We start from the raw sequence: 20,718 nt of genomic DNA, 5'->3' as shown, positions 1-20,718 counted from the left end.
TCGGACGGGGTCAGCCCATGTGGGGGTAGGTGTGCTCGGTCGGAGGGTTGAAGGTCTCCTTGATCGAGCGCGCGCTGGTCCACCGCAGGAGGTTCTGCGCGGCGCCGGCCTTGTCGTTGGTGCCGGAGGCGCGACCACCGCCGAACGGCTGCTGTCCGACGACCGCGCCGGTCGGCTTGTCGTTGACGTAGAAGTTGCCCGCGGCGAAGCGCAGCCGGTTCGTGGCGTCGGCGATGACCATCCGGTCTTGGGCGATGATCGACCCGGTGAGGCCGAACGGCGCGAAGCTCTCCATCTGCTCGAGCACCTTGTCGTACTGCCGGTCCGGGTAGACGTGGACCGACAGGATCGGGCCGAAGTACTCGGTGCGGAACGACTCGTCGGTCGGGTCGTCGATCTCCAGGACGGTGGGCCGGACGAACCAGCCCTCGCTGTCGTCGTAGGTGCCACCGGCGATCACGTCGACCCCCGGAGTGGCGTGGGCCCGGTCGATCGCCGCGCTGTGCTTGGCATACGCCCGCTCGTCGATGACGGCGCCCATGAAGTTGGACAGGTCGGTGACGTCGCCCTGGCTCAGGCCGTTCGTGATCGACACCAAGTCGGCCTTGATCTTCTTCCACAGCGACCGCGGCACGTAGGCGCGTGAGGCGGCCGAGCACTTCTGGCCCTGGTACTCGAACGAACCGCGAATCATGGCTGTCCGCAACACATCCGGGTCAGCCGACGGGTGGGCGAGGATGAAGTCCTTGCCACCGGTCTCGCCGACGAGGCGCGGGTAGGTGCGGTAGTTCGGCAGGTTGGCGCCGACCTCCTGCCACAGGTGCTGGAAGGTCGGCGTGGACCCGGTGAAGTGGATGGCGGCCAGGTCGGGGTCGGCGAGCGCGACCTTGGAGACGTTGAGGCCGTCGCCGGTGACCATGTTGATGACACCCGGGGGCAGGCCCGCGGCTTCGAGCAGCGCCATCGTGAGGTTGGCGGCGAACTGCTGGGTCGGGCTCGGCTTCCACACGACGGTGTTGCCCATGAGCGCGGGGGCGGTCGGGAGGTTGCCCGCGATGGCGGTGAAGTTGAACGGCGTGATCGCGTAGACGAAGCCCTCGAGCGGGCGGTGATCGGTGCGGTTCCAGATGCCCTTGGAGTTCAGCGGCGGCTGCTCGGCGAGGATCTGGCGCGCGAAGTGGACGTTGATCCGCCAGAAGTCGATGAGCTCGCAGGCGGCGTCGATCTCGGCCTGCACGGCGGTCTTGCTCTGGCCGAGCATCGTGGCCGCGTTGAGGTGGGCCCGCCACGGCCCGGACAGCAGTTCGGCGGCCTTGAGCAGGATCGCCGCACGGTCGTCGAAGGAGAGCGCGCGCCACCCGGGGGCTGCCGCCTTGGCCGCGTCGACGGCCGACTGGGCGTCGCCCAGGGTCGCGTTGCGCATGGTGCCGAGGACCTTGCGACGGGCGTGCGGCTGGCGCACCTCGATCTTCTTGCCAGTGCCCATGACCCGCTTGCCGGCAATGGTGTGCGGCAGGTCGATGCTGGCGCTGCCCAGCTCGGCGAGCGCGACCTCGAGCGACGCCCGCTCGGGACTGCCGGGCGCGTAGTCGAGGACGGGTTCGTTGACGGGGACGGGCACCTGGGTGACGGCATCCATGTGGACAGGCTCCTCGGGGTCGCTTCGGTGGCTCGGGCGCGGCTGTGGGGGCAGTCCAGCGCGCACCTATGGTGTCACGTATGCCGCCCGCCTTCGACGCCACCGACCTCGCCTACCGCTGGTCCGGGCCGACCGACCCGAGCGCGCCGACGGTCGTGCTGCTGCACGGGTTGGGCGACTCCGGCGACTGCTGGCCGGACGCGGTGCGCCGGTGGTCATCGACCTACCGCCTCGTCGGTCTCGACCTGCTGGGCCACGGCCGCTCCCCCCGGTTCACGGCCGAGCAGCTCGCCTCGTCCGACCCGATGGAGGCGATGTATGCCGCCGCCGAGGTCATCGTCGCGCGCGTCGCCGCCGCGCACGGTGGGCCGGTGGCCGTGGTCGGCCACTCGATGGGTGGCGGCATCGCCGGAGCACTCGCCGCGCGCCGCGCCGAACTGGTGTCGGCGGCGGTCCTGGAAGACCCCGCCTGGCGCGATCCCGAGCACCGCGTCCAGCCCCGCGGCATCGTCCACGAGCGGGTCGCGGAGTGCCGCGCCTTCGTCGAGGACCCGCAGGGCCAGCTCGACAGGGGCCGGGCGGACAACCCGAGCTGGCCCGAGGTCGAGCTTTCGCCGTGGGTGGAGTCCAAGGCCCAGGTCGACCTCGCCTTCGTCGGTCTGGGGATCGCCAACCTGCTCCAGCCCTGGGACGACATCGTCGGGGCGATCACGGTGCCGACGCTCGTGCTGCTGGCGGAGCGTGGCGGGCCGGTCACGCCGGAGGTGAGGGCCCGCGCCGCCCAGCTGGACAACTCGCACGTCGACATCCGCGTGGTCGAGGGCGCCGGCCACTGCATCCGGCGCGACCGCCCTGACGCTTACCACGGCCTCGTCGACCCTTGGCTCGCCGACCAGCTCTGACCGCCCGATCAGAGCAGTCGCAGGACCTCGTCCAGCTCGGTCGCGTCGTACCAGAGGAGGTCGCCCATGCCCTGGTCTCCGGCCGTCTCGTCCACGTGGAACGACACGACGCGCGCCAGTGGCAGGACGGTCGACACGGTCACGGCGCCGAGGCCGTCCCGTGTGCCGTCGGCCGACACCGAACCCGGGTCGACGTCCGCGGCGGCCACTACCCGCTTGGCAACGGAGGTGCCCTGGAGCTCGGCTGCGGCGTCAACGGCCTCGGTCAGCGCGGCATACTCCCACTCCTCCTCGAGGCCCGTCGCGTCGGCGCGTTCGACGCGCTCGGTGACGCTGAAGGCGGCGACCGGCGCGGGGCCGATCTGCCGCTCGGTGGCGAGCCGACGCACGTCGTCGGGGGTCAGTGGCACGTAGATCCTGGTCTGGGTCATACGACGAACTCCTGAGGACACGAGCCGGGTCCCACGCTGCGCGTGGGCGGAACGAGCGAGGCCCGGATGGACGGGGAGCGTGACATGTCTGGCTGGGTCATGGCTGGGTCATCCCACGTCCTCGAAGTCTGAGCGGTCGGGCAGGGGGGCAGGGTCGTGCAGCGCCACAGCGGAGGTGCGCAGCGACGTCGCGATGACGTTGGGGCGGCGGCTGACGTCCATCAGGTTGGACCCGAAGGCCTCGAGGTCCTCCTCGCCGGGACCGAGCACGGTCACCTCGGTGCCGTCCTCATGGACCTTGGCCAGCTCACGGAGCACCCGGAGCGTCACGCGGTTGCGCCACTGCCGCTCGACTCGAGTCCGCCACTGGGTGGGGGCGTCGCGCACGAAGCTGACCTGGGGGGCGAGGACGAAGACCTCGTCGAGCTCGAGACCGGTCATCAGGTCGAGGTTGGTGGACGACCAGGCGCCGCCGTCGATGTAGCGGTGCTCGCCGATGCGCACGGGCTGGTACCACCCGGGGATGGCACAGGACGCCATCACGGCAGAGGGGAGGTCCACCTCCGGTGAGCCGGTCCGGCCGAACGCCACCCGCTCTCCCGTGTCGTAGTCGAGTGCGACGACGGTGACCCCGGACCGGTCGGGCCAGCCCTTCGGGACGACGTGTCCCACGAGCGCGCCGACGGCTTCGATGCTGCCACGTCCCTCGGGGAGGATCGCCGAGAGCACGGCAGTCGGCGGTAGCGAGCGGAGGTGAAGGGCGTTGCGCCGCAACAGCTCTCGCGAGCCGAAGCCGACCTTGGGTAGGCCAGGGCGGTCCCCACCGGTGTCCTTCTCGTAGTCCCAGGAGTACCCCGCGAGGGGCCCCAGGTCGATGGCACCCTCGAGCTGGTGGACGAGCAGGTCCGACACCGAGACGCCGGCACCCAGGAGTCCCGCGAGGACCGAACCGGCTGAGGTGCCGACGAACTCGTCGAACTCGCGCACATCGACGCCGAGCTCGTCCTCGAGTGCCTTGAGCGCGCCGACCATCCAGGCGGCACCGAGCACACCCCCGCCACCGAGCACCAGACCACGGCGCGGGCCGCGCGGGCGGGCGCGCGGGGACTTCGCGCCGGTCGGGGTGGTCATCGCGCCTTGGACCGGTGGCTGTCGAGCAGCTCACCGAGCGAGTCGACGATGCTCTGGCCGAGGACGTCGATGTCGGGCATCGAGTCGCGGTCGGCGTTGAGGCCGTAGTAGACACCACCGTCGTAGGACGTCAGCCCGATCGAGAGGGCCTGGCCCTTGGCGAGCGGCATCACGGGATAGGTGGACAGCATCCGCGCGTCACCGGCATACAAGGTGTGCTGTGGTCCGGGAACGTTGGTGATGACGACGTTGAACAGCCGCCGCGACATGGCGGAGCCGAGGCGTGCGCCGAGGGAGTGGAGGGTCGGCGGGGCGAACCCTGCTAGTCCTGCAAGGGATTCGGCGCCGACCGCCTGGCCACCCTCCATCTGCTGTCGCATCGCGAAGGCGATCTGGTGGAGCCGCATCGACGGACCGGGCTCCCCCACGGGCAGGTCGACGAAGCAGGCCGTGAGGCGGCTGCCGACGTGTCTGGCATCCGCGTCATAGACGCTGACGGGGACCATCGCCCGCACGCTGGTGCCGGAGTGGACCGACTCGCCGCGGGTCAGCAGCCAGGTGCGGAAGGCGCCCGAGATGGTGGCCAGCACGACGTCGTTGATTGAGACGTCGTCGGCGTAGTTGCCCCGGGCCAACCGGCTCCGGACCTTGCGGTAGTCCTCGAGGTCGGTGCCGATCATGATGTAGCGGCGGGCCTCACCCACGGGTGCGTTGAGCGGCGAGTGCGGCGCCGGCCGGGCGGCAGTGCGGGCCAGGGTGGACACGACATCGGTTGCGGCAGTAAGGGCGCGGGCTCCCACCGCCTTGACGTCGACGAAGCCTCCGCGGATGTTCTCGACGACCTCGCTGGGGCGGCGGACCGCATCGACCAGGGCGCCGGTGAGCAGCTCGACGTCACTGGGCTCGCGCGACGGGCGCCAAGTGTCCGTGACCAGTCCCTCCGCCGCAGGGTCGCCGTCGACGATGACGTGGGCGATGTCCACGGCGTTGATGCCGTCGACCAGGGCCTGGTGCGACTTGGTGACGATCGCGAACCGGCCCTCCTCGAGGCCTTCGACGAGGTAGACCTCCCACAGGGGGCGGTTCCGGTCGAGCGCCCGTGGCTGGATCCGTGCGACGAACTCCTGGAGCTGTTCGTCGTTGCCCGGCTTCGGGAGGGCGGACCGGCGGACGTGGTAGGTCACATCGAAGTTCTCGTCGTCCACCCACACCGGGTTGGCCAGCCGTCCGGGGATCTGCCGGACACGCTGCCGGTAACGCGGCACGAACGCGATCCTCGTCGAGATGAGCTGCACCAGCCGGTCGTAGTCGAAACCGTCACTCGGCGGGTCGAACACCATGACCGAGCCCACGTGCATCGGGGTGGTGGCTTCCTCGAGGTAGAGGAACGACGCGTCGAGGGAGTTCAGGCGGTCAGGCACCCGCTCATCGTGTCAGATTGCGCTGTTTAGACTCGGGTTCGTGACGAAGATGACGCTGCGCGTGCCGATCTCGTATGCCGCCGGGCTGGGCCTGGTGCTGGCCCTCACCGCCTGTGGCGGCTCGAGCGACGAGCCGGGCGGCACCACGACGACCAGCACCTCGTCGACCTCGACGTCCTCTCCCTCGTCGTCCTCGTCGTCGTCCTCGTCGTCGTCCACCCCCGCCGGACGGACCATCGTGGTCACGGTGACCGGCAACAAGGTCTCCCCGCCTCCGGCCACCGTCGACCTCGCCGTGGGCGAGAAGCTCACCCTGACGGTGACCAGCGACCACGCCGACCAGCTGCACATCCACGGGTTCGAGATCGAGAAGGACCTTGTGGCCGGAGAGCCCCTCTCGGTGACCGTCACCGGTGACCAGCCCGGGGTGTACGAGGTCGAGACCCACCACCCCGAGCTGCGGCTGCTGAAGATCGCGGTCAAGTGACCCTCGGGGCCCTCGTCGCCCTGCCGGGGCGTGCCGTGGCGGCCATGCCTGCCCACGGTGTCGGGTCCCGCGAGGACCTGCCGCTGCCGTTCCACCTGCTGCTGATCGGTGCCGGGCTGGCCCTCGTCGTGTCCTTCGTGGCGCTGGGTGCGCTGTGGAAGCAACCCCGGCTGCGGCGCGAGGACGGCCGACTCCTGCCGATGTCCCTCGCCCTGGCGCTCGACAGTGCGGCGGTGCGCGGGCTGTTCGTCATCGCCTCTCTGGCGATCGCGGGGTGGACCCTGGTGGCGCTGGTGCTGGGCAAGGACAACGCCAACAACCCGGTGCCGTCCGTCGTCTACGTCTGGCTATGGGTCGGGCTCGCCTTCATCTCCATGGTCTTCGGCGGCATCTGGCGGCTGGTCAACCCGGTCCGCTGGCTGCACCGCGGCATCCTGGCGGCCCTGCGGATCGAGAAGGACTTCGCCCTCGCCGAGTACCGACTCGGGTACTGGCCTGCGGCATCAGGCCTGCTGGCCTTCGCCTGGTTGGAGCTGATAGCGCCCAACAACGCGGATCTTCCCGTCCTGCGCATCGCGATCCTCGGCTACCTCGTCGTCAGCCTCATGCTGGCGATGGCTTTCGGCGAGCCCTACCTTCGTCGCGGCGACCCCTTCACCGCATGGTCCTCGCTCTACGGGACCCTCAGCCCCCTCGGGCGTCGTGCCGACCGACGATGGGTGTTCCGGACGCCGCTGCACGGCCCGTTGGAGCTCGACGCCGCACCGGGCCTGCTGGCCGTCACCTCGGTGATGCTGGGCACGACCGCCTACGACGGGTTCTCGGGCGAGACCCGCTGGTACTCCTTCGTCCAGTCGTCCAGCCTCCCGGCGAGGCTGTGGGAGACCGGCGCGCTGGTCACCTTCAGCCTCATCGTCGCCGCCTCCCTGTCTGCCGCGGCCATCCTCTCCGCGCGTCTCGCCGGAGTCAGCGTGCGCGGCGTGGCCACGGCGTTCGCCCCGTCGCTCATCCCGATCGCGGCGGGGTACCTGATCGCGCACTACTGGTCGCTGTGGGTCTGGGAGGGCACCAACGGGCTAGCCAAGATGTCGGACCCACTCGGGACCGGCGCCAACTGGCTCGGAACCGCGTCCATCTCACCGTCGGCGTCCCTCATCGCGCCCGGACTCGTCGCCGGCATCCAGGTCGTGGCCATCATCACCGGACATGTGCTGGGTGTTGTCGCCGCACACGAGCGAGCCGTCTCGCTGTTCCCCCGGCGGGCAGCGGTGCTCGGTCAGGTGCCGCTGCTCGTGCTGATGGTGGGCTACACCGTCGGCGGCCTGACGCTCCTGTTCAGCTCCTGATCAGCGTCGGGAGCGGCGGCGGCGCTGCTCGGGTGCGGACACGGCATACGAGGTGGTCAGCGACGCGATCGCGCGGCGCAGGTCGGACTGCGGCGCGAACTCGGCCAGCGACTTGCCGGCGAACATCGCGCCGTCGAGGCTGACCTGGTCCCACGGCAGGTAGGTGATGTCCTCCATGCCGGCGAACCGGCCGAGGGCATCGGCGATCCGCCGCTCGGGTCGTGAGCCGACGGCCGAGGCCCGCACCCTGTTGACGACGATGCGCGGGGTGGGCGAGGGCACGGCCGCGAGGTCCTGCACCGCGCGGACCAGTCGTTGCAGGCCGATCGGGTCGGCAGCGCCGACCACGAGCAGGTCATCTGCAGACTCGAGGGCGGTGAGAGTGGCGGCGTTGCGTCGCGGGGCGAGCGTGTCGTAGGAGAGCTCCTCGTCGTCCTCGATCGCGAAGCCGCAGTCGATGACGACGAACCGGCTCAGCTGGCGGGCCACGGTCAGGAGGTGGGCGACCGATGGTGCCCGAAGCTCGGTCCACCGCTCTGCCCGGGGTATGCCGGTGAGCACCCGGAGGCCCGGAACCACCTCCGGGGCGATCCGTGCCAGGGCAGCGAGGTCCAGCGTGCCCTGGTCGGCCGCCCGGGCCGCGGCCGCGACGCCGGGAGCTTCGTCGAGCAGACCGAGGGACTGCGCCACCGAGGATCCGTAGGTGTCGCAGTCGACGAGCAGGGTCGTCGCGCTGCGGGCCAGCTCGGCCGCGAGGTTGAGCGCCACCGTGCTGCGGCCCGGAGCCCCTGTGGGTCCCCACACGGCGATGACCTTGGCAGCGACGATCGTCTCGGGTTCGTCCAGGTCGGCCGTGGGGATGAGCACCTCGTCGACAACCGAGGAGGCGCGCGAGGCGAGGGAGTCGAGCGCGTCGTCGATCTCGTGGCTGGCCAGGTCGGCACGCAGGACGACGGTCAGTCCGAGCTGTCGCAGCCGTCGTTCTCCCATGTCGTCACCGGGTGCGACGACACCGGCCACCTCGACACCGTGGCTGGCGAGCTCGTGCAGTGCGGGGCGGTCGAGCGCCCGCAGGTCCGCCGACACGAGGCCGACCTGGCCGTAGCCGGCAGCCGCGGCCGCCAGCAGGTCGGGCAGGTCCGCGCACCGCCTCGCCACGGTGTAGCCGGCAGTGGCTTCGACGGCAGCCACCAGCTCGGACTCCCACGCGCCGTTGAGCGCAGCGATGACCGAACGGGTCACCGGTCGACCCGCAGCGGGGTCCCCGCCACGGGGACCACCGTGATGCGCGCGCCCAGGTCGACCTGCGCGATGATCTCCTTGATCTGCGGGGTGGGGGCCATCACCTGGATGGCGCGATCGCCGGACGCACCCCCGCCCAGCCCACCGCTGGTCTTGGGCAGGCTCGAGACCGAGACACCCTCGAGGGCCAGCTCGGGACCGGTGAAGGCCTTGCCGGTGGAGGTGGCGCCGTGGTCGGCGGGGTTGACGTAGACGTCGACCCGGGAGCCGACGCGCAGCGCCGCCGCGGATCCGGCATCGCTGGACAGGGTCAGCGGCTGGACGCCGACCTCGTCCTTGCCTCCGACGGCCGCGGTGGGGACGAGCTCGCCGGCGCTGACCTCACGGAGCACGTACCGGTCGGGTGCGAGCCCCTGCGTGGCCGACAGGTAGCGCGACAGCTCCGAGCCGAGCTGGACGTCGACCCGCGTGAGGTTGTCCTCACTCAGCTGCTGGCCGGGCACGAGCGGTCCCCGCGCGGCATACACCGCCGTCCGGTCGTCGGCGTGCGCCACGACGAACGAGCCGAGGGCGACCGAGGCGAGCACCAGCAGCACCCCCACCACGAGCCGAGCGTCCCGCCACCCCGGTCTCTGCAGCCTGGCTGCCTTGGGAACGGCCAGATCGGTCATCGTGATGTCCCCTTCATCAGCTTTGCCGGCCTTTTGTCCCCCCGGCCGGCCCATCATGACGCACGGAGGAGGCTGTGCGCCTGTTCAATCCACAGGTTCGCCCGTCATCCACAAGGTCGGTATGCCAACTCCCCCAAACGGCTATAGATGCCAGAATCTGCTCATCGACCAGACGCAGCCGCAAGAACATGGTAAAAATTCGGTCAAGGGAACGTCTGCTTCCAGTCAAGTCGACTGGCTGAAGAAGAGGGGAATGACGTGACAAAGCGCTTCATCCAGCTGGCTGAGGTCTCGGAAGTGCTCGACATCTCGTCCGCCCAGGCCTATGCGCTGGTCCGATCCGGCGAGCTGCCTGCCATCAAGGTCGGTGGCCGCGGCCAGTGGCGCGTCGAGGTGGCCGAGCTCGAGGGGTACATCCAGCGCATGTACAGCGAGACCAAGACCTTCGTCGCCGCCCACCCGTTCGGGCAGGGTCAGGACTGAGGGCTCATTGAAACCTGCTGCGCCCTGGGGGGTACCTAGGCAGGGCGCAGCAGCACCAGCGCGGAGAACGGCACGAGGCGACGCCCGGTGACGTTCTCCGCCCGTCGGGGGAGGTCGGCAGCGTGTTCGCTCAGCTCGAGCACGTCCTGTCCGACCGCATCGATCGTTCCGGCGGCAACAGCGCCTGTGAGGTCCGTCAGGAGCACGACGGAACGGTCCCGGCTCAGCCCACGCAGGGCGTAGCCCAGACCGAACTTGCGCCCCATCTCGGTCCCACCGGCACGCACTGAGAGCCCGGTCACCGAGGTCACCGCCGCGAACGGCACGAGCGCCGGGCCGATCGGCGGCCCGACGTGGTGTCCGCTGACGACGGTCGCGATCAGCAGCCACCCGTCGCCCACGTCGGCGACCCGCCCCTGGACCGCGGCGCCACTGCGCAGCGAGATCGACACGACGTCGTCGCCGGCCGCCGCCAGCCGCTCGTAGAGACCCACCGACGCGCGCTCGCGCCGGGTCCGATCGGCCACCTCGGCATCCAGCTCGCGCCGCGACTCGGCATCCCACTGGGCGCCCAGGTCGGCGAACAGGTCGTCCCAGCGCATCGCGCTCCCCCTCGTTGCTGCCCCTCGCCTCGGCTCCTGCCGCGCGACCCGAGCTGGGCGACGGTGCGACCCAGGCGCTGACGACTCTAACCCGACGAAGTCTTGCCATGTCCAAGCACATGCTGTTACGTTCGAATACAGGCAAACACAAGCAAACGAACGTTCTGGGGGAAACATGAGCCGAATGACCCGGATCGCCATGGCGACCACAGCGGGGCTCGCAGTGCTGGGTGTGGTGGAGGCACTCCTGTGTCTGGCTGCCGTCGCCCAGTGGCGGCTGGTCCAGGACCCCGGGCCGGCCAGTCTGGCCGAGGCGCTGACCCTCGTCATCGTGGTCACTGCCGCACTCCTCGCAGCATGGCTCGCAGTCACGACCCTCGCGGCCCTGCTGGCCCACCTGCCCGGACGGCTCGGCGATGCCGCCGACCGGTGGGCTCAGGCGTGGGCCCCGTCCGTCTCCCGCCGCGTTGCCGCAGTCCTCGTGGGCGCGGTCGTGGGAGGCGCGCTCGCCCCCGGGACCGCGCTCGGTGACGGACCGGCCGGCCCGTCACCGGCCAGTTCCGGGCTCGCCCCTGGCTTCACGGTGGCCTCGCCGCACCGCGTGACCGGCCCGGCGGCCAGCGAGGAAGGGACCACGGTGAACGCGGGCACGAACTCTCCGGTGGGCGAACGCGGCCCTGGGTTCGCCCTGACCACCCCGACGTCCACCGAGTCCGGTGCAGTCCAGGCTCCCGACGTGGAGCTGCCTCCCGCCGCGACTCCTCCTACCCCGGGGTGGATCCCGTCGCGGCCGGTGCAGCGAGCCCTCCCCAGCTCCGGCCTGGTCACCGGCGGCGGGGCATCTGACCGCGCGGCGGATGTGGTCGTCCACCGCGGCGACACGTTGTGGGACATCGCCCGCCGCCACCTCGGCCCAGGCGCGAGCGACGCAGAGGTGGCGCACGCCTGGCCGGCCTGGCACGAGGCGAACCGTGCCGTGATCGGCGACGACCCCGACCTGATCAGGCCCGGGCAGATCCTGCGACCGCCGACCCCTGCCGCCCTCGCCGGCCCGTCGTCCAGAGCCTCGCGGTGAGCGCCGCCACGGCTCAACAGCCGACCTCCCGACTCAGGCCGCTGCGCATCGTCCCGGCCCCGCGGACCCGCCCGCCGGTGCTGTCCGAGACCGAGTCCTGGGTCCCCGACGACCTCTGCGCTCCGCGCTACGTCCAGGACGCGCTCGCGATCGACTTCGACAGCATGACCGACGAGCAGCTCTTCGGTGAGCGCCCCACCCGTCGCGACGACCTGCCCGATCCCCGGGTCTGGGCCGGTCACATCGCCCAGGGGCTCGTGGAGGTGATGGCTGGGGCGCGGCCGGCACCCCAGGTGCTCCGCTGGACCACCCCGGAGGTGTATGCCGTGGTGGCGCGTCGCGCGGCCGTGTCGGCACGGCGCGGGACCGGGTCGACCCGGCGCACCGTGGTGCGCGGGGTGCGCGTCTGCGAGCCCGCGGACGGCGTCGCCGAGGCGAGCGCCGTGGTGGTGGACGGCGGCCGGGTGCGTGCGTTGGCGTTCCGGCTGGTCGGTCTCGACGGCCGGTGGCGGGTCGAGGCCCTCCAGGTCGGCTAGCCCCACAACGACTTCTGGCCACCGGTGTGGCACCTCGCTCCCGCAGTGGGGCTGGATGCCGCATCAGTGGCCAGAAGTGCGGATCAGGTGAGCCAGACGGGGGTCAGGCCTTCCCGTGGCACATCTTGAACTTCTTGCCCGAACCGCACGGGCACGGGCCGTTGCGCGACACGCCCTTGAGCTGCTCCTCGGTCAGGGTGTCCGAGGCTGAGCCGACCGCGCGGTGCTCGACCTCGCCGGTCTCGCTCGGTGCGGAGTACTGCAGCTGCTGCGGACGACGCTCCGGCTGCTCCAGTCCCTTGGCGCGGAACGTCGGGTGCTTGTCCGCGGACTGCGCCGCCGCCGGACCATCCCCGTCAGCACCAGCCGTCGCCGCGACAGCAGCAGGTGCCGGCGCGGGGTCTTCCGGAGCCAGCCCATCCACGCTGTCCTGCGGCTCACCGTTGGACAGTCCCGAACCCGCGAGCATGTCGGAGACGCTCATCGGTTGCACCGAAGGCTCCTGCTCAGCGGCGCCCTGGTCACCATCGACGTCGACCTGGACGTTGAACAGGTAGCCGACCGACTCTTCCTTGATCGACTCGTTCATCGCCTCGAACAGCTGGAAGCCCTCGCGCTGGTACTCGACCAACGGGTCACGCTGGGCCATCGCCCGCAGGCCGATGCCCTCCTGGAGGTAGTCCATCTCGTAGAGGTGCTCGCGCCACTTGCGGTCCAGCACGGACAGCACGACCCGGCGCTCCACCTCACGCATGACCTCCTCGCCGAGCTGCTCCTCGCGGGCGTCGTAGGCGTGATGGGCGTCGGAGGTGATGTACTCGCGCAGGCTGTCGGGGGTCAGCGAGCCACCCTCGGCCGCCTGGACCTCCTCGGGCGTGACGGTCACCGGGTAGAGCGTCTTGAGCGCGGTCCACAACCGGTCGAGGTCCCAGTCGTCGGAGAAGCCCTCGGCCGTCTCGGCGTCGACGTACCCACCCACGACGTCGTTGATGAAGTGGCGGATCTGCTCGTGCAGGTCCTCGCCCTCGAGCACGCGGCGGCGCTCGTCGTAGATGACGGTGCGCTGGCGGTTGAGGACGTCGTCGTACTTGAGGACGTTCTTGCGGATCTCGAAGTTGCGGCCCTCGACCTGGCCCTGCGCGCTCTGGATCGACCGGCTGACCATCTTGGACTCGATGGGGACGTCGTCCTCCATCTTGGCCGTGGTCATGAACCGGTCGACCATGGCCGCGTTGAACAGCCGCATCAGGTCGTCCTGGAGCGACAGGTAGAACCGGGACTCGCCGGGGTCGCCCTGGCGGCCGGAACGACCACGCAGCTGGTTGTCGATGCGGCGCGACTCGTGGCGCTCGGTGCCGAGGACGTAGAGCCCACCGAGGCCGGTGACCTCGTCGTGCTCGGCCTGGACGGCCTCCTCGGCCTTGACCAGCGCCTCGTCCCAGGCGGCTTCGTAGTCCTCCGGCGTCTCGACCGGGTCGAGCCCTCGCTGCTTCAGGGTGGCGACGGCCATGAACTCGGGGTTGCCACCGAGCATGATGTCGGTGCCGCGCCCGGCCATGTTGGTGGCGACGGTGACCGCGCCCTTGCGACCGGCCTGCGCCACGATCGCGGCTTCACGCTCGTGCTGCTTGGCATTGAGCACCTCGTGCGGGACACCCTTACGGCGCAGCTGGTCCGACAGGTACTCACTCTTCTCGACCGAGACGGTACCGACGAGCACCGGCTGCCCCTCGGCATACCGCTCCGCGATGTCGTCGACGACGGCGTTGAACTTCGCCTCCTCGGTGCGGTAGACGAGGTCACGCTGGTCGATGCGGATCATCGGCATGTTCGTCGGGATCGGCACGACGCCGAGCTTGTAGATCGAGTTGAGCTCGGCTGCCTCGGTCTGGGCGGTGCCAGTCATACCGGAAAGGGTGTCGTACATGCGGAAGTAGTTCTGCAGGGTGATCGTGGCGAGCGTCTGGTTCTCGTTCTGGATCTCGACGCCCTCCTTGGCCTCGATCGCCTGGTGCATCCCCTCGTTGTAGCGACGACCGGCGAGCATGCGCCCGGTGTGCTCGTCGACGATGAGGATCTCGCCGTTCATGTTGACGTAGTCCTTGTCCCGCTTGAACAGCTCCTTGGCCTTGATGGCGTTGTTGAGGTAGCCGATGAGCGGAGTGTTGACGGACTCGTAGAGGTTGTCGATGCCGAGGTAGTCCTCGACCTTGGCGATGCCGGCCTCGAGGACGCCGACCGTCTTCTTCTTCTCGTCGACCTCGTAGTCGCCCTCGCCGGACTCGAGCTCGCCGCGGGTCAGCCGCGCGACGATCTTGGTGAACTCGGTGTACCACTTCGTCGCCGCATCGGCCGGGCCGCTGATGATCAGCGGGGTGCGCGCCTCGTCGATGAGGATCGAGTCGACCTCGTCGACCACCGCGAAGTTGTGGCCGCGCTGGACGAGCTCGTCGACCGACCAGGCCATGTTGTCGCGCAGGTAGTCGAAGCCGAACTCGTTGTTGGTGCCGTAGGTGATGTCCTTGGCGTACTCGACGCGACGCTGCTCGGGCGTCATGGAAGCGAGGATGACGCCGGTCTCGAGGCCGAGCATGCGGTGCACGCGGCCCATCAGCTCGGACTGGTACTCGGCGAGGTAGTCGTTGACCGTGACGACGTGCACGCCCTTGCCCTCGAGCGCGTTGAGGTAGGACGGGAGGGTCGCGACGAGCGTCTTGCCCTCACCGGTCTTCATCTCCGCGACGTTGCCGAGGTGCAGCGCGGCGCCACCCATGAGCTGGACGTCGAAGTGCCGCTTGCCCAGGGTGCGCTTGGACGCCTCGCGGACCGCGGCAAAGGCCTCGGGGAGGAGGTCGTCGAGCGTCTCGCCATCGGCCAGCCGCTTGCGGAAGACGTCAGTCTCCGCCCGCAGCTCGGCATCGGTGAGCTTGGCGAAGTCCTCCTCGATCGAGTTCACCTGGGCGGCGATCCCGTGGAGCTTCTTGAGGATGCGGCCCTCACCGGCACGCAGCAGCTTTTCGACGATCTTGGACACGCAATATCTCCTGAGGTTTCTGATCTCCTGCTACGCCCGGACGATCGCAGCCGTGGACATCCGGGTGGCAACGGCCCGACCTAGGCTAGTCGAGTCGACCCGTCACCGTGGACGCGCGGGCGGGGGAACACTCCCCCAGCCGCCGAACGTGCCGGAGCGCGCCCCGGTTCCGCGCCCACCCGGCATACCCCGTGGGAGCCAACGCCGAGGTATGCCGCGGGCGCACCTTGCCGGTGCGCGGCTCCCCCACCTGGGGTGTCAGAGTGCGAGGAGGTCCTGGTGGTCGGGACCAATGGCCCTTCCGAGCCCCTCTCCAGGACTCCCACCATGGATCAGTTGGGCGACATCAGATCGTCTGCTCACGAGTCGAGGTCGACATGGTCCAGATGGCGTCGGTGGTCTTCGCCCCCAGCGGGCACGTCCTCAGCTGGGGTTGGTTCAGCATCGAGCTGGCCAACCTGCTGATCATCGCGGCGATGGTCCTGCTCTTCGTCGTCGCCCTCCTCGTGCCTTTCGGCCGAAGACATGCCGGTGCCCCAGTGGGCCACAGGCCCGCGGACGAGGGCGGGGACCAGTCATGAGCAGCGTCCCTCGGGCCGAGCGGGTCCACCGCCCGCCCGATAGCTGGACGAACGCGTTGCGCGAGCGGATCGTGAGCACCGTTCCCCCGGGTCAGGCCCTGCCTGACCGCCAGCCGGTCTACGTCTCCTCCTGGATCTACGTCTTCGGCGTCCTGACCCTGGCGGCCCTGACCGTCGTCGTGGCGACCGGGTGCGTGCTGGCGGTGGGCGGCTCGGCGTGGTGGCACGTGTCGTCGCTCGGTCACTTCGTCAACTCCCTGCACCTGTGGAGCGTGGAGCTCTTCTTCGGCTTCATGGTCATCCACCTCTGGGGCAAGTTCTGGATGGCGGCCTGGCGGGGCAACCGCGTGCTGACCTGGGTCACCGGTGCGGTCGCCTTCCTGGCCTCCATCGGCACGGCGTTCACCGGGTACCTGTCGCAGTCGAACTTCGACTCCCAGTGGATCAGTGCGGAGGCCAAGGACGGCATCAACTCCATCGGGGTGGGCGCCTGGTTCAACGTGCTCAACCCCGGGCAGATGCTCCTGTGGCATGTCGTCCTGCTGCCGCTTGCTGTCGGCGCCATCACCGTGATGCACGTGGTGCTGGTGCGCCGGCACGGAGTAGTGCCCCCGATCGACGCCGAGGACGGTGAGTGAGATGGCAATCCCAACCCGCACGAGGCCCGTCGCGCAGCAGGGTCGGCGCGCCAAGGAAGACCGCACGCGCGACTCGCACTCCTTCGCGACGAGGCCCTACGACCTGGTCAAGGAGTTCGTCGCCGCCCTGATCGCCGTGTCCCTGCTGACGGTCGGCCTCGCCGCCATCTTCTCCTCCCCCGACGAACCCGCCATCACCATGGCGGGGTGGGCCGAGGCCGCTCCCAATGACGTCGTGGCGACTGCTGCCGCGGAGCTGGCTGGAACCAGCACGAGCGCCTCGTACGGCGCGCCGTACAACAGCGCCGCCGAAGGGCAGAAGGTCCTGCGTGCACCGCTGCAGAAGTGGGGCGGCGTCCGCATTCCGGTGGACTCGGCCGCCCTCGTCCTGGCACCACTCACGCAGGCCCGGGCGGACGCCCCGACCATGGCGGCCCTCGCGACCTGGCGCAGCGCCGCCGCGGACACGCGCATCGGCTGGGCCACGGCATACGCCGACGCCTTGGGCAAGGCGCCCGATGGCAACCCTGCGGCCGTTGCCGCGGGCAGCTATGGCCCCGTGCCGGTGCTCACGCGGTCGTTCCTCGACGTCGCCCTCTCGGGCGGTCTGGAAGGTCAGCTGACGTCGTCCGGCAACTTCTACGGCGGGGACCAGACTCGAGCCCTCCTGCTGCTCAGTGACGGCGCCTACCTGGAGGACAGCGCCCGCGCCCAACACCTCGGTGGCGACCAGTGGGGAATGATGAACGAGACCGGCGACTACCCAGGGCAGCCGTGGATGTGGCTCTATACGTTCTGGTACCAGGTACCGCCCTTCTCCACCTCGGAGAACGCCGATGCGCAGGTGTGGGCCCTGATGATGGTGCTCACCCTCGGGCTGATGTTCCTGCCCCTGATCCCCGGGATTCGCGACATCCCGCGGCTGGTCCCCGTGCACCGGCTCATCTGGCGTGACTACTACCGTGACCATCCCCGTCGGCCCGGCCAGGCGCACTGACCGGGCCCGAGGCGTGGGAGCCGGAGCGCGACCATCGAGGTCGGACGCGGCACGCCGGCCACCCCCTCGCGCACGCCCACCGGTACCGAGGTGCTGGCTAGGGCGCCACGAGGTCCTGGTAGTCGGGATGGCGCTCGAGCCAGGCGGAGATGAACGGGCAGAGGGCCACGACGTCGTGCTCGGCTCGGGCCCGGACGTCGTCGAGTGCTCCCCTCGCCAGGGCGCCGCCCACACCCTCCCCGGCGAACGCGTCGTCCACCTCGGTGTGCGTGAAGACGATGTGGTCGCCCTTGAACCGGTAGGCGGCGAAGCCCGCGAGGGCACCATCGATCCGGGCTTCGTAGCGGTGCTCGTCCGGGTTGTCCGTGACCACGGTGTCCGTCATGGGGTTCAGCCAAGCACGGGTGTCAACGCTCGTCGCCCCGGGGCGACGTCAGGCGACGGCGCCGACCTCGGCGTCCTCACCCTCGGCGTTCCACGAGCCGAGCTCGGGAGACTTGGAGATGGCCAGGCAGGCGAGCGCCGCGAACAGGCACAGGCCTCCTGCCGTGAGCCAGGCGGTGAAGTAGTCGCCCGTGCTCTGCCGCACCCATCCCGCGTAGCTGGCTGCCACGCCGGCGCCTACCATGTGCGCGGCGAACACCCACCCGAACACGACGCCCGATCGCGCGACGCCGAAGTGCCTGCGGCACAAGGCGATCGTCGGCGGCACCGTCGCGACCCAGTCCAGGCCGTAGAAGACGATGAAGATGAACAGGTTGGGGTGGATCTCAGGGCCGAGGAGCGCGGGGACGAACAGCAGCGCCAGTCCGCGGAAGCCGTAGTAGCCGCAGAGCAGCAGCCGCGGGTCCACCTTGTCGGTGAGCCAACCGGACGCGATGGTGCCCACGAGGTCGAAGACCCCCACGAGGGCGAGCAGCCCTGCCGCCGTGGTCTGCGGCATGCCGTGGTCGTGGGCGGCGGGGATGAAGTGGGTGCCGATCAGCCCGTTGGTCGACCAGCCGCAGATCCAGAACGTGCCGAACAGGATCCAGAAGGTCCGCGACCGCATGCTCTCGCGCAGCGTGCGCACAGCCAGCGCTGCCGGCCCGACCTGCGATCCGGTATGCCGCGTGGCCGGCTCATCGAGCACGTCACCCGGCTGGGCGCCGAAGGGCCGGAGCCCGAGGTCGACCGGCCGGTCGCGGACTACGAGCAACACGAGTGGCACGAGTAGCAGCGCCGCGCCCGTGACCACCAGCGCGGCATAGCGCCAGCCGGGACCGGCAGCGAGCGCCGCGATCCCTGGGAGGAACACGAGCTGTCCTGCTGCTCCAGCGGCCGAGAAGATCCCGGTGACCAGCCCGCGGCGGGACTCGACGAACCACCGGTTGGCCACGATCGCCCCGAGGACCAGCGCCATCGCACCGGCGCCGACCCCGACGAAGACGCCCCACAGCAGCCAGAGCTGCCAGGGTGAGGTCATCACGGTGGTGAGCCCGCTGCCGATCGCCACCAGGACGAGCGCCAGGCTGACGACGCGGCGCAACCCGAACCGCTCCATGAGGGCGGCGGCGAACGGCGCCGTGATGCCGTAGATCACCAGGTTGGCGGTGACGGCCCCGGAGGTGGTCGCCCGCGACCAGCCGAACTCGGACTCGAGCGGCTCGAGGAGCGCGCCGGTCGACGAGCGGAATCCCGCGGCAGCCACGAGGGCGCCGAGGATGACCGCGGCGACCGACCAGGCGCGGTGCGGCCTACGGCTCCGCCGGGCCTGCGTCGAGGTGGCAGCATCGGCCGCGGCGGCAGGAATCGTCACTGTCGCATGCTATCTGCCAGCCCGAGCAGGAGGACAGCACTTTCCGGACAACCGACACTCGGATCCCGCCAGCCGGCCTCGCCGAGCATGGCCGCCACCACTGCTCGCCGCACGCCTGGCCCAGGACGTCGCGCCCAAGGCAACCCCTGGCCAAAGCGGCAAGAGGTCCGGCAAGTCGGCCGCGACACGTGGCAGTATGGGCCTCGCGGGGTTACCTTGCTTCTGTCCAGGGGGCGATCAGGGCGCTTCGACCCGAACGTCAGCCCCCGTCGTCGTCGACACCTGGGAACCCACATGACTCCACACCGGCTGGCCGTCGGCCTCCTCGCCTCCGTCACGCTCCTCGTCACCGCCGTCATCGGGGCCGATGCCGCCTCTGCCGTGCCCACCGTCGTCTCGGCGACCACGGCCGATGACGCCACCGGGACGTACTACCCGTTGGCCAGCACCCGGCTCCTGGACACGCGGACGACCAACGGAGGGCACAACAGCCCTCTCGGCGCCGGCACGGCCAACACCTTCGACCTGGCCGTCGGAGGCAGGGGCGGTGTCCCGGCCGCGGACGTGTCGGCCGTCGTCCTCAACGTCACCGGAATCGGTCCGACCAGGGCGACCCACCTGCGGATCTATCCCGCGGGCCAGACCCTGCCCACCGCCTCCACGCTGAACCTGCCGTTGGGCGGGACCCGCGCCAACCTCGTGACCGTCCCACTCGGAACGGGTGGCAAGGTCTCGGTCTACAACGACGCGGGCCTGGTCAACGTGGCCGTGGATGTCCTGGGCTACTACGCCGCGAGCGACGCGATTCGCCCGACCAAGGGCATGGGACACCAGTTCTACCTGGTCGACCCGACCCGGATCTTCGACAGCCGCACTGATGGTGGTGCCCTCTTCCCCGGCGAGGAGGTCGTCCTCGGCGCCGACTTCGACGAGGTGACCAACCCGACGGTGCGGGCGCTCGCCATGAACATCACGGTCGTCACTCCGACGGCTCCGGGGTACGTCGTCGCGTGGAACGGCGCCCTGCCCGTCCCCACGGCGTCGAACCTGAACTTCGTGAAGGGGCAGGTCGTGCCCAACATGGCCATTGTCCCGACGCAGCCGGACCCGAACGACGGGGTGCCGCTGTTCACCTTCAAGAACGCCAGCAAGGGGACCACCCACGTGCTGATCGACATCGTCGGGGTCTACGAGGCCGGCCAGCCCACCGGGCTGCGGTACCGCCCCCTCCCGCCGACCAGGATCCTCGACACCCGCAACGCGACCGGGACGGTCAAGAGCCCGCTCGGCGCCGCCGAGACGCGGTCGTTCACCGCACCCGGCTCGGTGGCGGGTGACGCCACCTGGGCGCTGGTGGCCAACACGGTCGCGGTGGCGCCGACGGCAGCCACCTTCCTCACCGTCTGGGAAGACGACGCCGCTGTTCCTCGTCCCGCCGCGAGCAACCTCAACGCCTCCCCCGGTGAGGTGGTGGCGAACGCCACGATCACGCCGATGGGTGCGGGCAACAAGTACAAGATCTACAACAACAAGGGCCTAACGAACACCGTCATGGACGTCACCGGCTCCTTCGAGGAGTTCACGCCGGCCGCCATCGCGGGCGCTCAGAAGTCCCTGGGTGCCGACGCCGCGGGAACCACGGTGACGGTGGCGCACGGCCCGAGCGCGAAGGTGGCTCGCGGCCGCTGACCAGGCTGGAGCCCG

At 70.2% G+C, this 20,718-nt stretch carries 20 protein-coding genes; 10 read left to right on the top strand and 10 right to left on the bottom strand.

Annotated elements, in window-relative coordinates; translation table 11 throughout:
* Nucleotides 1–10: 10 nt before the first annotated feature.
* Nucleotides 11–1,639, bottom strand: a complete 1,629-nt coding sequence (gene pruA / locus EAH86_RS01860; RefSeq protein WP_140736915.1) for an L-glutamate gamma-semialdehyde dehydrogenase — start codon at nt 1,637–1,639, stop codon at nt 11–13.
* 80 nt (nt 1,640–1,719) lie between these two features.
* On the opposite strand from pruA, the gene EAH86_RS01855 reads away from it, so the two are divergent.
* The gene (locus EAH86_RS01855; RefSeq protein ID WP_161988541.1) at nt 1,720–2,541 is read left to right on the top strand and encodes an alpha/beta fold hydrolase; all 822 of its coding nucleotides are present in this window, start codon (nt 1,720–1,722) and stop codon (nt 2,539–2,541) included.
* A gap of 8 nt (nt 2,542–2,549) precedes the next feature.
* On the opposite strand, the gene EAH86_RS01850 is transcribed toward EAH86_RS01855, so the two are convergent.
* The 3 genes from EAH86_RS01850 to EAH86_RS01840 all read right to left on the bottom strand — a co-directional run bounded on the left by EAH86_RS01850 (nt 2,550) and on the right by EAH86_RS01840 (nt 5,524).
* Nucleotides 2,550–2,972, bottom strand: a complete 423-nt coding sequence (locus EAH86_RS01850) for a DUF6912 family protein (RefSeq protein ID WP_140736913.1) — start codon at nt 2,970–2,972, stop codon at nt 2,550–2,552.
* 108 nt (nt 2,973–3,080) lie between these two features.
* Nucleotides 3,081–4,103 (bottom strand): patatin-like phospholipase family protein, encoded by a 1,023-nt coding sequence (locus EAH86_RS01845; protein WP_140736912.1) that lies wholly within the window; start codon nt 4,101–4,103, stop codon nt 3,081–3,083.
* Entirely contained in the window at nt 4,100–5,524 is a 1,425-nt protein-coding gene (locus EAH86_RS01840) for a WS/DGAT/MGAT family O-acyltransferase (RefSeq protein WP_140736911.1), read from the bottom strand. The genes EAH86_RS01845 and EAH86_RS01840 overlap by 4 nt, the downstream gene beginning before the upstream one ends.
* 40 nt (nt 5,525–5,564) lie before the next feature.
* Between EAH86_RS01840 and EAH86_RS20145 the strand changes: the two genes are divergently transcribed.
* Both EAH86_RS20145 and EAH86_RS01830 read left to right on the top strand, forming a co-directional pair.
* Nucleotides 5,565–6,011 (top strand): cupredoxin domain-containing protein, encoded by a 447-nt coding sequence (locus tag EAH86_RS20145; protein ID WP_161988540.1) that lies wholly within the window; start codon nt 5,565–5,567, stop codon nt 6,009–6,011.
* Nucleotides 6,008–7,357 (top strand): hypothetical protein, encoded by a 1,350-nt coding sequence (locus EAH86_RS01830; protein WP_241668131.1) that lies wholly within the window; start codon nt 6,008–6,010, stop codon nt 7,355–7,357. Before EAH86_RS20145 ends, EAH86_RS01830 begins: the two co-directional genes overlap by 4 nt.
* Here EAH86_RS01830 and EAH86_RS01825 read toward each other — a convergent pair whose 3' ends face one another.
* Nucleotides 7,358–8,599: an AAA family ATPase gene (locus EAH86_RS01825; protein WP_140736909.1), complete on the bottom strand. Its 1,242-nt coding sequence runs from the start codon at nt 8,597–8,599 to the stop codon at nt 7,358–7,360.
* Nucleotides 8,596–9,270 carry a hypothetical protein gene (locus tag EAH86_RS01820; RefSeq protein WP_140736908.1) on the bottom strand — a complete coding sequence of 225 codons (675 nt, stop codon included), beginning with the start codon at nt 9,268–9,270 and terminating at the stop codon, nt 8,596–8,598. Before EAH86_RS01820 ends, EAH86_RS01825 begins: the two co-directional genes overlap by 4 nt.
* Before the next feature lie 258 nt (nt 9,271–9,528).
* Here EAH86_RS01820 and EAH86_RS01815 point away from each other — a divergent pair, with 258 nt between their 5' ends.
* Entirely contained in the window at nt 9,529–9,753 is a 225-nt protein-coding gene (locus tag EAH86_RS01815; protein ID WP_140736907.1) for a helix-turn-helix domain-containing protein, read from the top strand.
* A 35-nt stretch (nt 9,754–9,788) separates the two neighbouring features.
* On the opposite strand, the gene EAH86_RS01810 is transcribed toward EAH86_RS01815, so the two are convergent.
* The gene (locus tag EAH86_RS01810; protein ID WP_140736906.1) at nt 9,789–10,355 is read right to left on the bottom strand and encodes a hypothetical protein; all 567 of its coding nucleotides are present in this window, start codon (nt 10,353–10,355) and stop codon (nt 9,789–9,791) included.
* A 175-nt stretch (nt 10,356–10,530) separates the two neighbouring features.
* Between EAH86_RS01810 and EAH86_RS01805 the strand changes: the two genes are divergently transcribed.
* Both EAH86_RS01805 and EAH86_RS01800 read left to right on the top strand, forming a co-directional pair.
* Nucleotides 10,531–11,430: a LysM peptidoglycan-binding domain-containing protein gene (locus EAH86_RS01805; protein ID WP_140736905.1), complete on the top strand. Its 900-nt coding sequence runs from the start codon at nt 10,531–10,533 to the stop codon at nt 11,428–11,430.
* Nucleotides 11,427–11,966, top strand: coding sequence for an Rv3235 family protein (locus EAH86_RS01800; protein WP_140736904.1), 540 nt, complete (start codon nt 11,427–11,429; stop codon nt 11,964–11,966). The genes EAH86_RS01805 and EAH86_RS01800 overlap by 4 nt, the downstream gene beginning before the upstream one ends.
* Nucleotides 11,967–12,069: 103 nt before the next feature.
* Here the strand turns inward: EAH86_RS01800 and secA are convergent, their stop codons facing one another.
* Nucleotides 12,070–15,000 (bottom strand): preprotein translocase subunit SecA, encoded by a 2,931-nt coding sequence (gene secA, locus EAH86_RS01795; RefSeq protein ID WP_140736903.1) that lies wholly within the window; start codon nt 14,998–15,000, stop codon nt 12,070–12,072.
* Between the two features lie 377 nt (nt 15,001–15,377).
* Here secA and EAH86_RS01790 point away from each other — a divergent pair, with 377 nt between their 5' ends.
* Genes EAH86_RS01790 through EAH86_RS01780 form a run of 3 tightly spaced genes read left to right on the top strand, consistent with a single transcriptional unit; the run spans nt 15,378 to nt 17,216 of the window.
* Complete coding sequence (locus EAH86_RS01790) at nt 15,378–15,581, top strand: hypothetical protein (protein WP_140736902.1); 204 nt, start codon at nt 15,378–15,380, stop codon at nt 15,579–15,581.
* Nucleotides 15,578–16,219, top strand: a complete 642-nt coding sequence (locus tag EAH86_RS01785) for a cytochrome b N-terminal domain-containing protein (protein ID WP_140736901.1) — start codon at nt 15,578–15,580, stop codon at nt 16,217–16,219. Before EAH86_RS01790 ends, EAH86_RS01785 begins: the two co-directional genes overlap by 4 nt.
* A gap of 1 nt (nt 16,220) precedes the next feature.
* A complete protein-coding gene (locus EAH86_RS01780) occupies nt 16,221–17,216 on the top strand; it encodes a hypothetical protein (RefSeq protein WP_140736900.1) in 996 nt (331 codons plus the stop codon).
* 97 nt (nt 17,217–17,313) lie between these two features.
* On the opposite strand, the gene EAH86_RS01775 is transcribed toward EAH86_RS01780, so the two are convergent.
* Both EAH86_RS01775 and EAH86_RS01770 read right to left on the bottom strand, forming a co-directional pair.
* On the bottom strand, nt 17,314–17,601 hold the full coding sequence (locus EAH86_RS01775) for a GNAT family N-acetyltransferase (RefSeq protein WP_140736899.1): 288 nt from the start codon (nt 17,599–17,601) through the stop codon (nt 17,314–17,316).
* Between the two features lie 48 nt (nt 17,602–17,649).
* A complete protein-coding gene (locus EAH86_RS01770) occupies nt 17,650–19,014 on the bottom strand; it encodes an MFS transporter (protein ID WP_140736898.1) in 1,365 nt (454 codons plus the stop codon).
* A 294-nt stretch (nt 19,015–19,308) separates the two neighbouring features.
* On the opposite strand from EAH86_RS01770, the gene EAH86_RS01765 reads away from it, so the two are divergent.
* On the top strand, nt 19,309–20,703 hold the full coding sequence (locus EAH86_RS01765) for a hypothetical protein (RefSeq protein ID WP_140736897.1): 1,395 nt from the start codon (nt 19,309–19,311) through the stop codon (nt 20,701–20,703).
* Nucleotides 20,704–20,718: the final 15 nt, after the last annotated feature.

The organism is Pedococcus bigeumensis (genome assembly GCF_006438965.1).
Taxonomy (GTDB): Bacteria; Actinomycetota; Actinomycetes; order Actinomycetales; family Dermatophilaceae; genus Pedococcus; species Pedococcus bigeumensis_A.
This window is presented reverse-complemented; position numbering and strand designations above follow the sequence as displayed.

What these genes read in the sequence shown, in the direction of transcription:
- EAH86_RS01810 (WP_140736906.1), bottom strand. Translation starts at nt 10,355, where the DNA reads ATGCGCTGGGACGACCTGTTCGCCGACCTGGGCGCCCAGTGGGATGCC.
- EAH86_RS01855 (WP_161988541.1), top strand. Translation starts at nt 1,720, where the DNA reads ATGCCGCCCGCCTTCGACGCCACCGACCTCGCCTACCGCTGGTCCGGG.
- EAH86_RS01850 (WP_140736913.1), bottom strand. Translation starts at nt 2,972, where the DNA reads ATGACCCAGACCAGGATCTACGTGCCACTGACCCCCGACGACGTGCGT.
- EAH86_RS01785 (WP_140736901.1), top strand. Translation starts at nt 15,578, where the DNA reads ATGAGCAGCGTCCCTCGGGCCGAGCGGGTCCACCGCCCGCCCGATAGC.
- EAH86_RS01775 (WP_140736899.1), bottom strand. Translation starts at nt 17,601, where the DNA reads ATGACGGACACCGTGGTCACGGACAACCCGGACGAGCACCGCTACGAA.
- EAH86_RS01820 (WP_140736908.1), bottom strand. Translation starts at nt 9,270, where the DNA reads ATGACCGATCTGGCCGTTCCCAAGGCAGCCAGGCTGCAGAGACCGGGG.
- EAH86_RS01765 (WP_140736897.1), top strand. Translation starts at nt 19,309, where the DNA reads ATGACTCCACACCGGCTGGCCGTCGGCCTCCTCGCCTCCGTCACGCTC.
- EAH86_RS01805 (WP_140736905.1), top strand. Translation starts at nt 10,531, where the DNA reads ATGAGCCGAATGACCCGGATCGCCATGGCGACCACAGCGGGGCTCGCA.
- EAH86_RS01845 (WP_140736912.1), bottom strand. Translation starts at nt 4,103, where the DNA reads ATGACCACCCCGACCGGCGCGAAGTCCCCGCGCGCCCGCCCGCGCGGC.
- EAH86_RS01790 (WP_140736902.1), top strand. Translation starts at nt 15,378, where the DNA reads ATGGTCCAGATGGCGTCGGTGGTCTTCGCCCCCAGCGGGCACGTCCTC.
- EAH86_RS01780 (WP_140736900.1), top strand. Translation starts at nt 16,221, where the DNA reads ATGGCAATCCCAACCCGCACGAGGCCCGTCGCGCAGCAGGGTCGGCGC.
- pruA (WP_140736915.1), bottom strand. Translation starts at nt 1,639, where the DNA reads ATGGATGCCGTCACCCAGGTGCCCGTCCCCGTCAACGAACCCGTCCTC.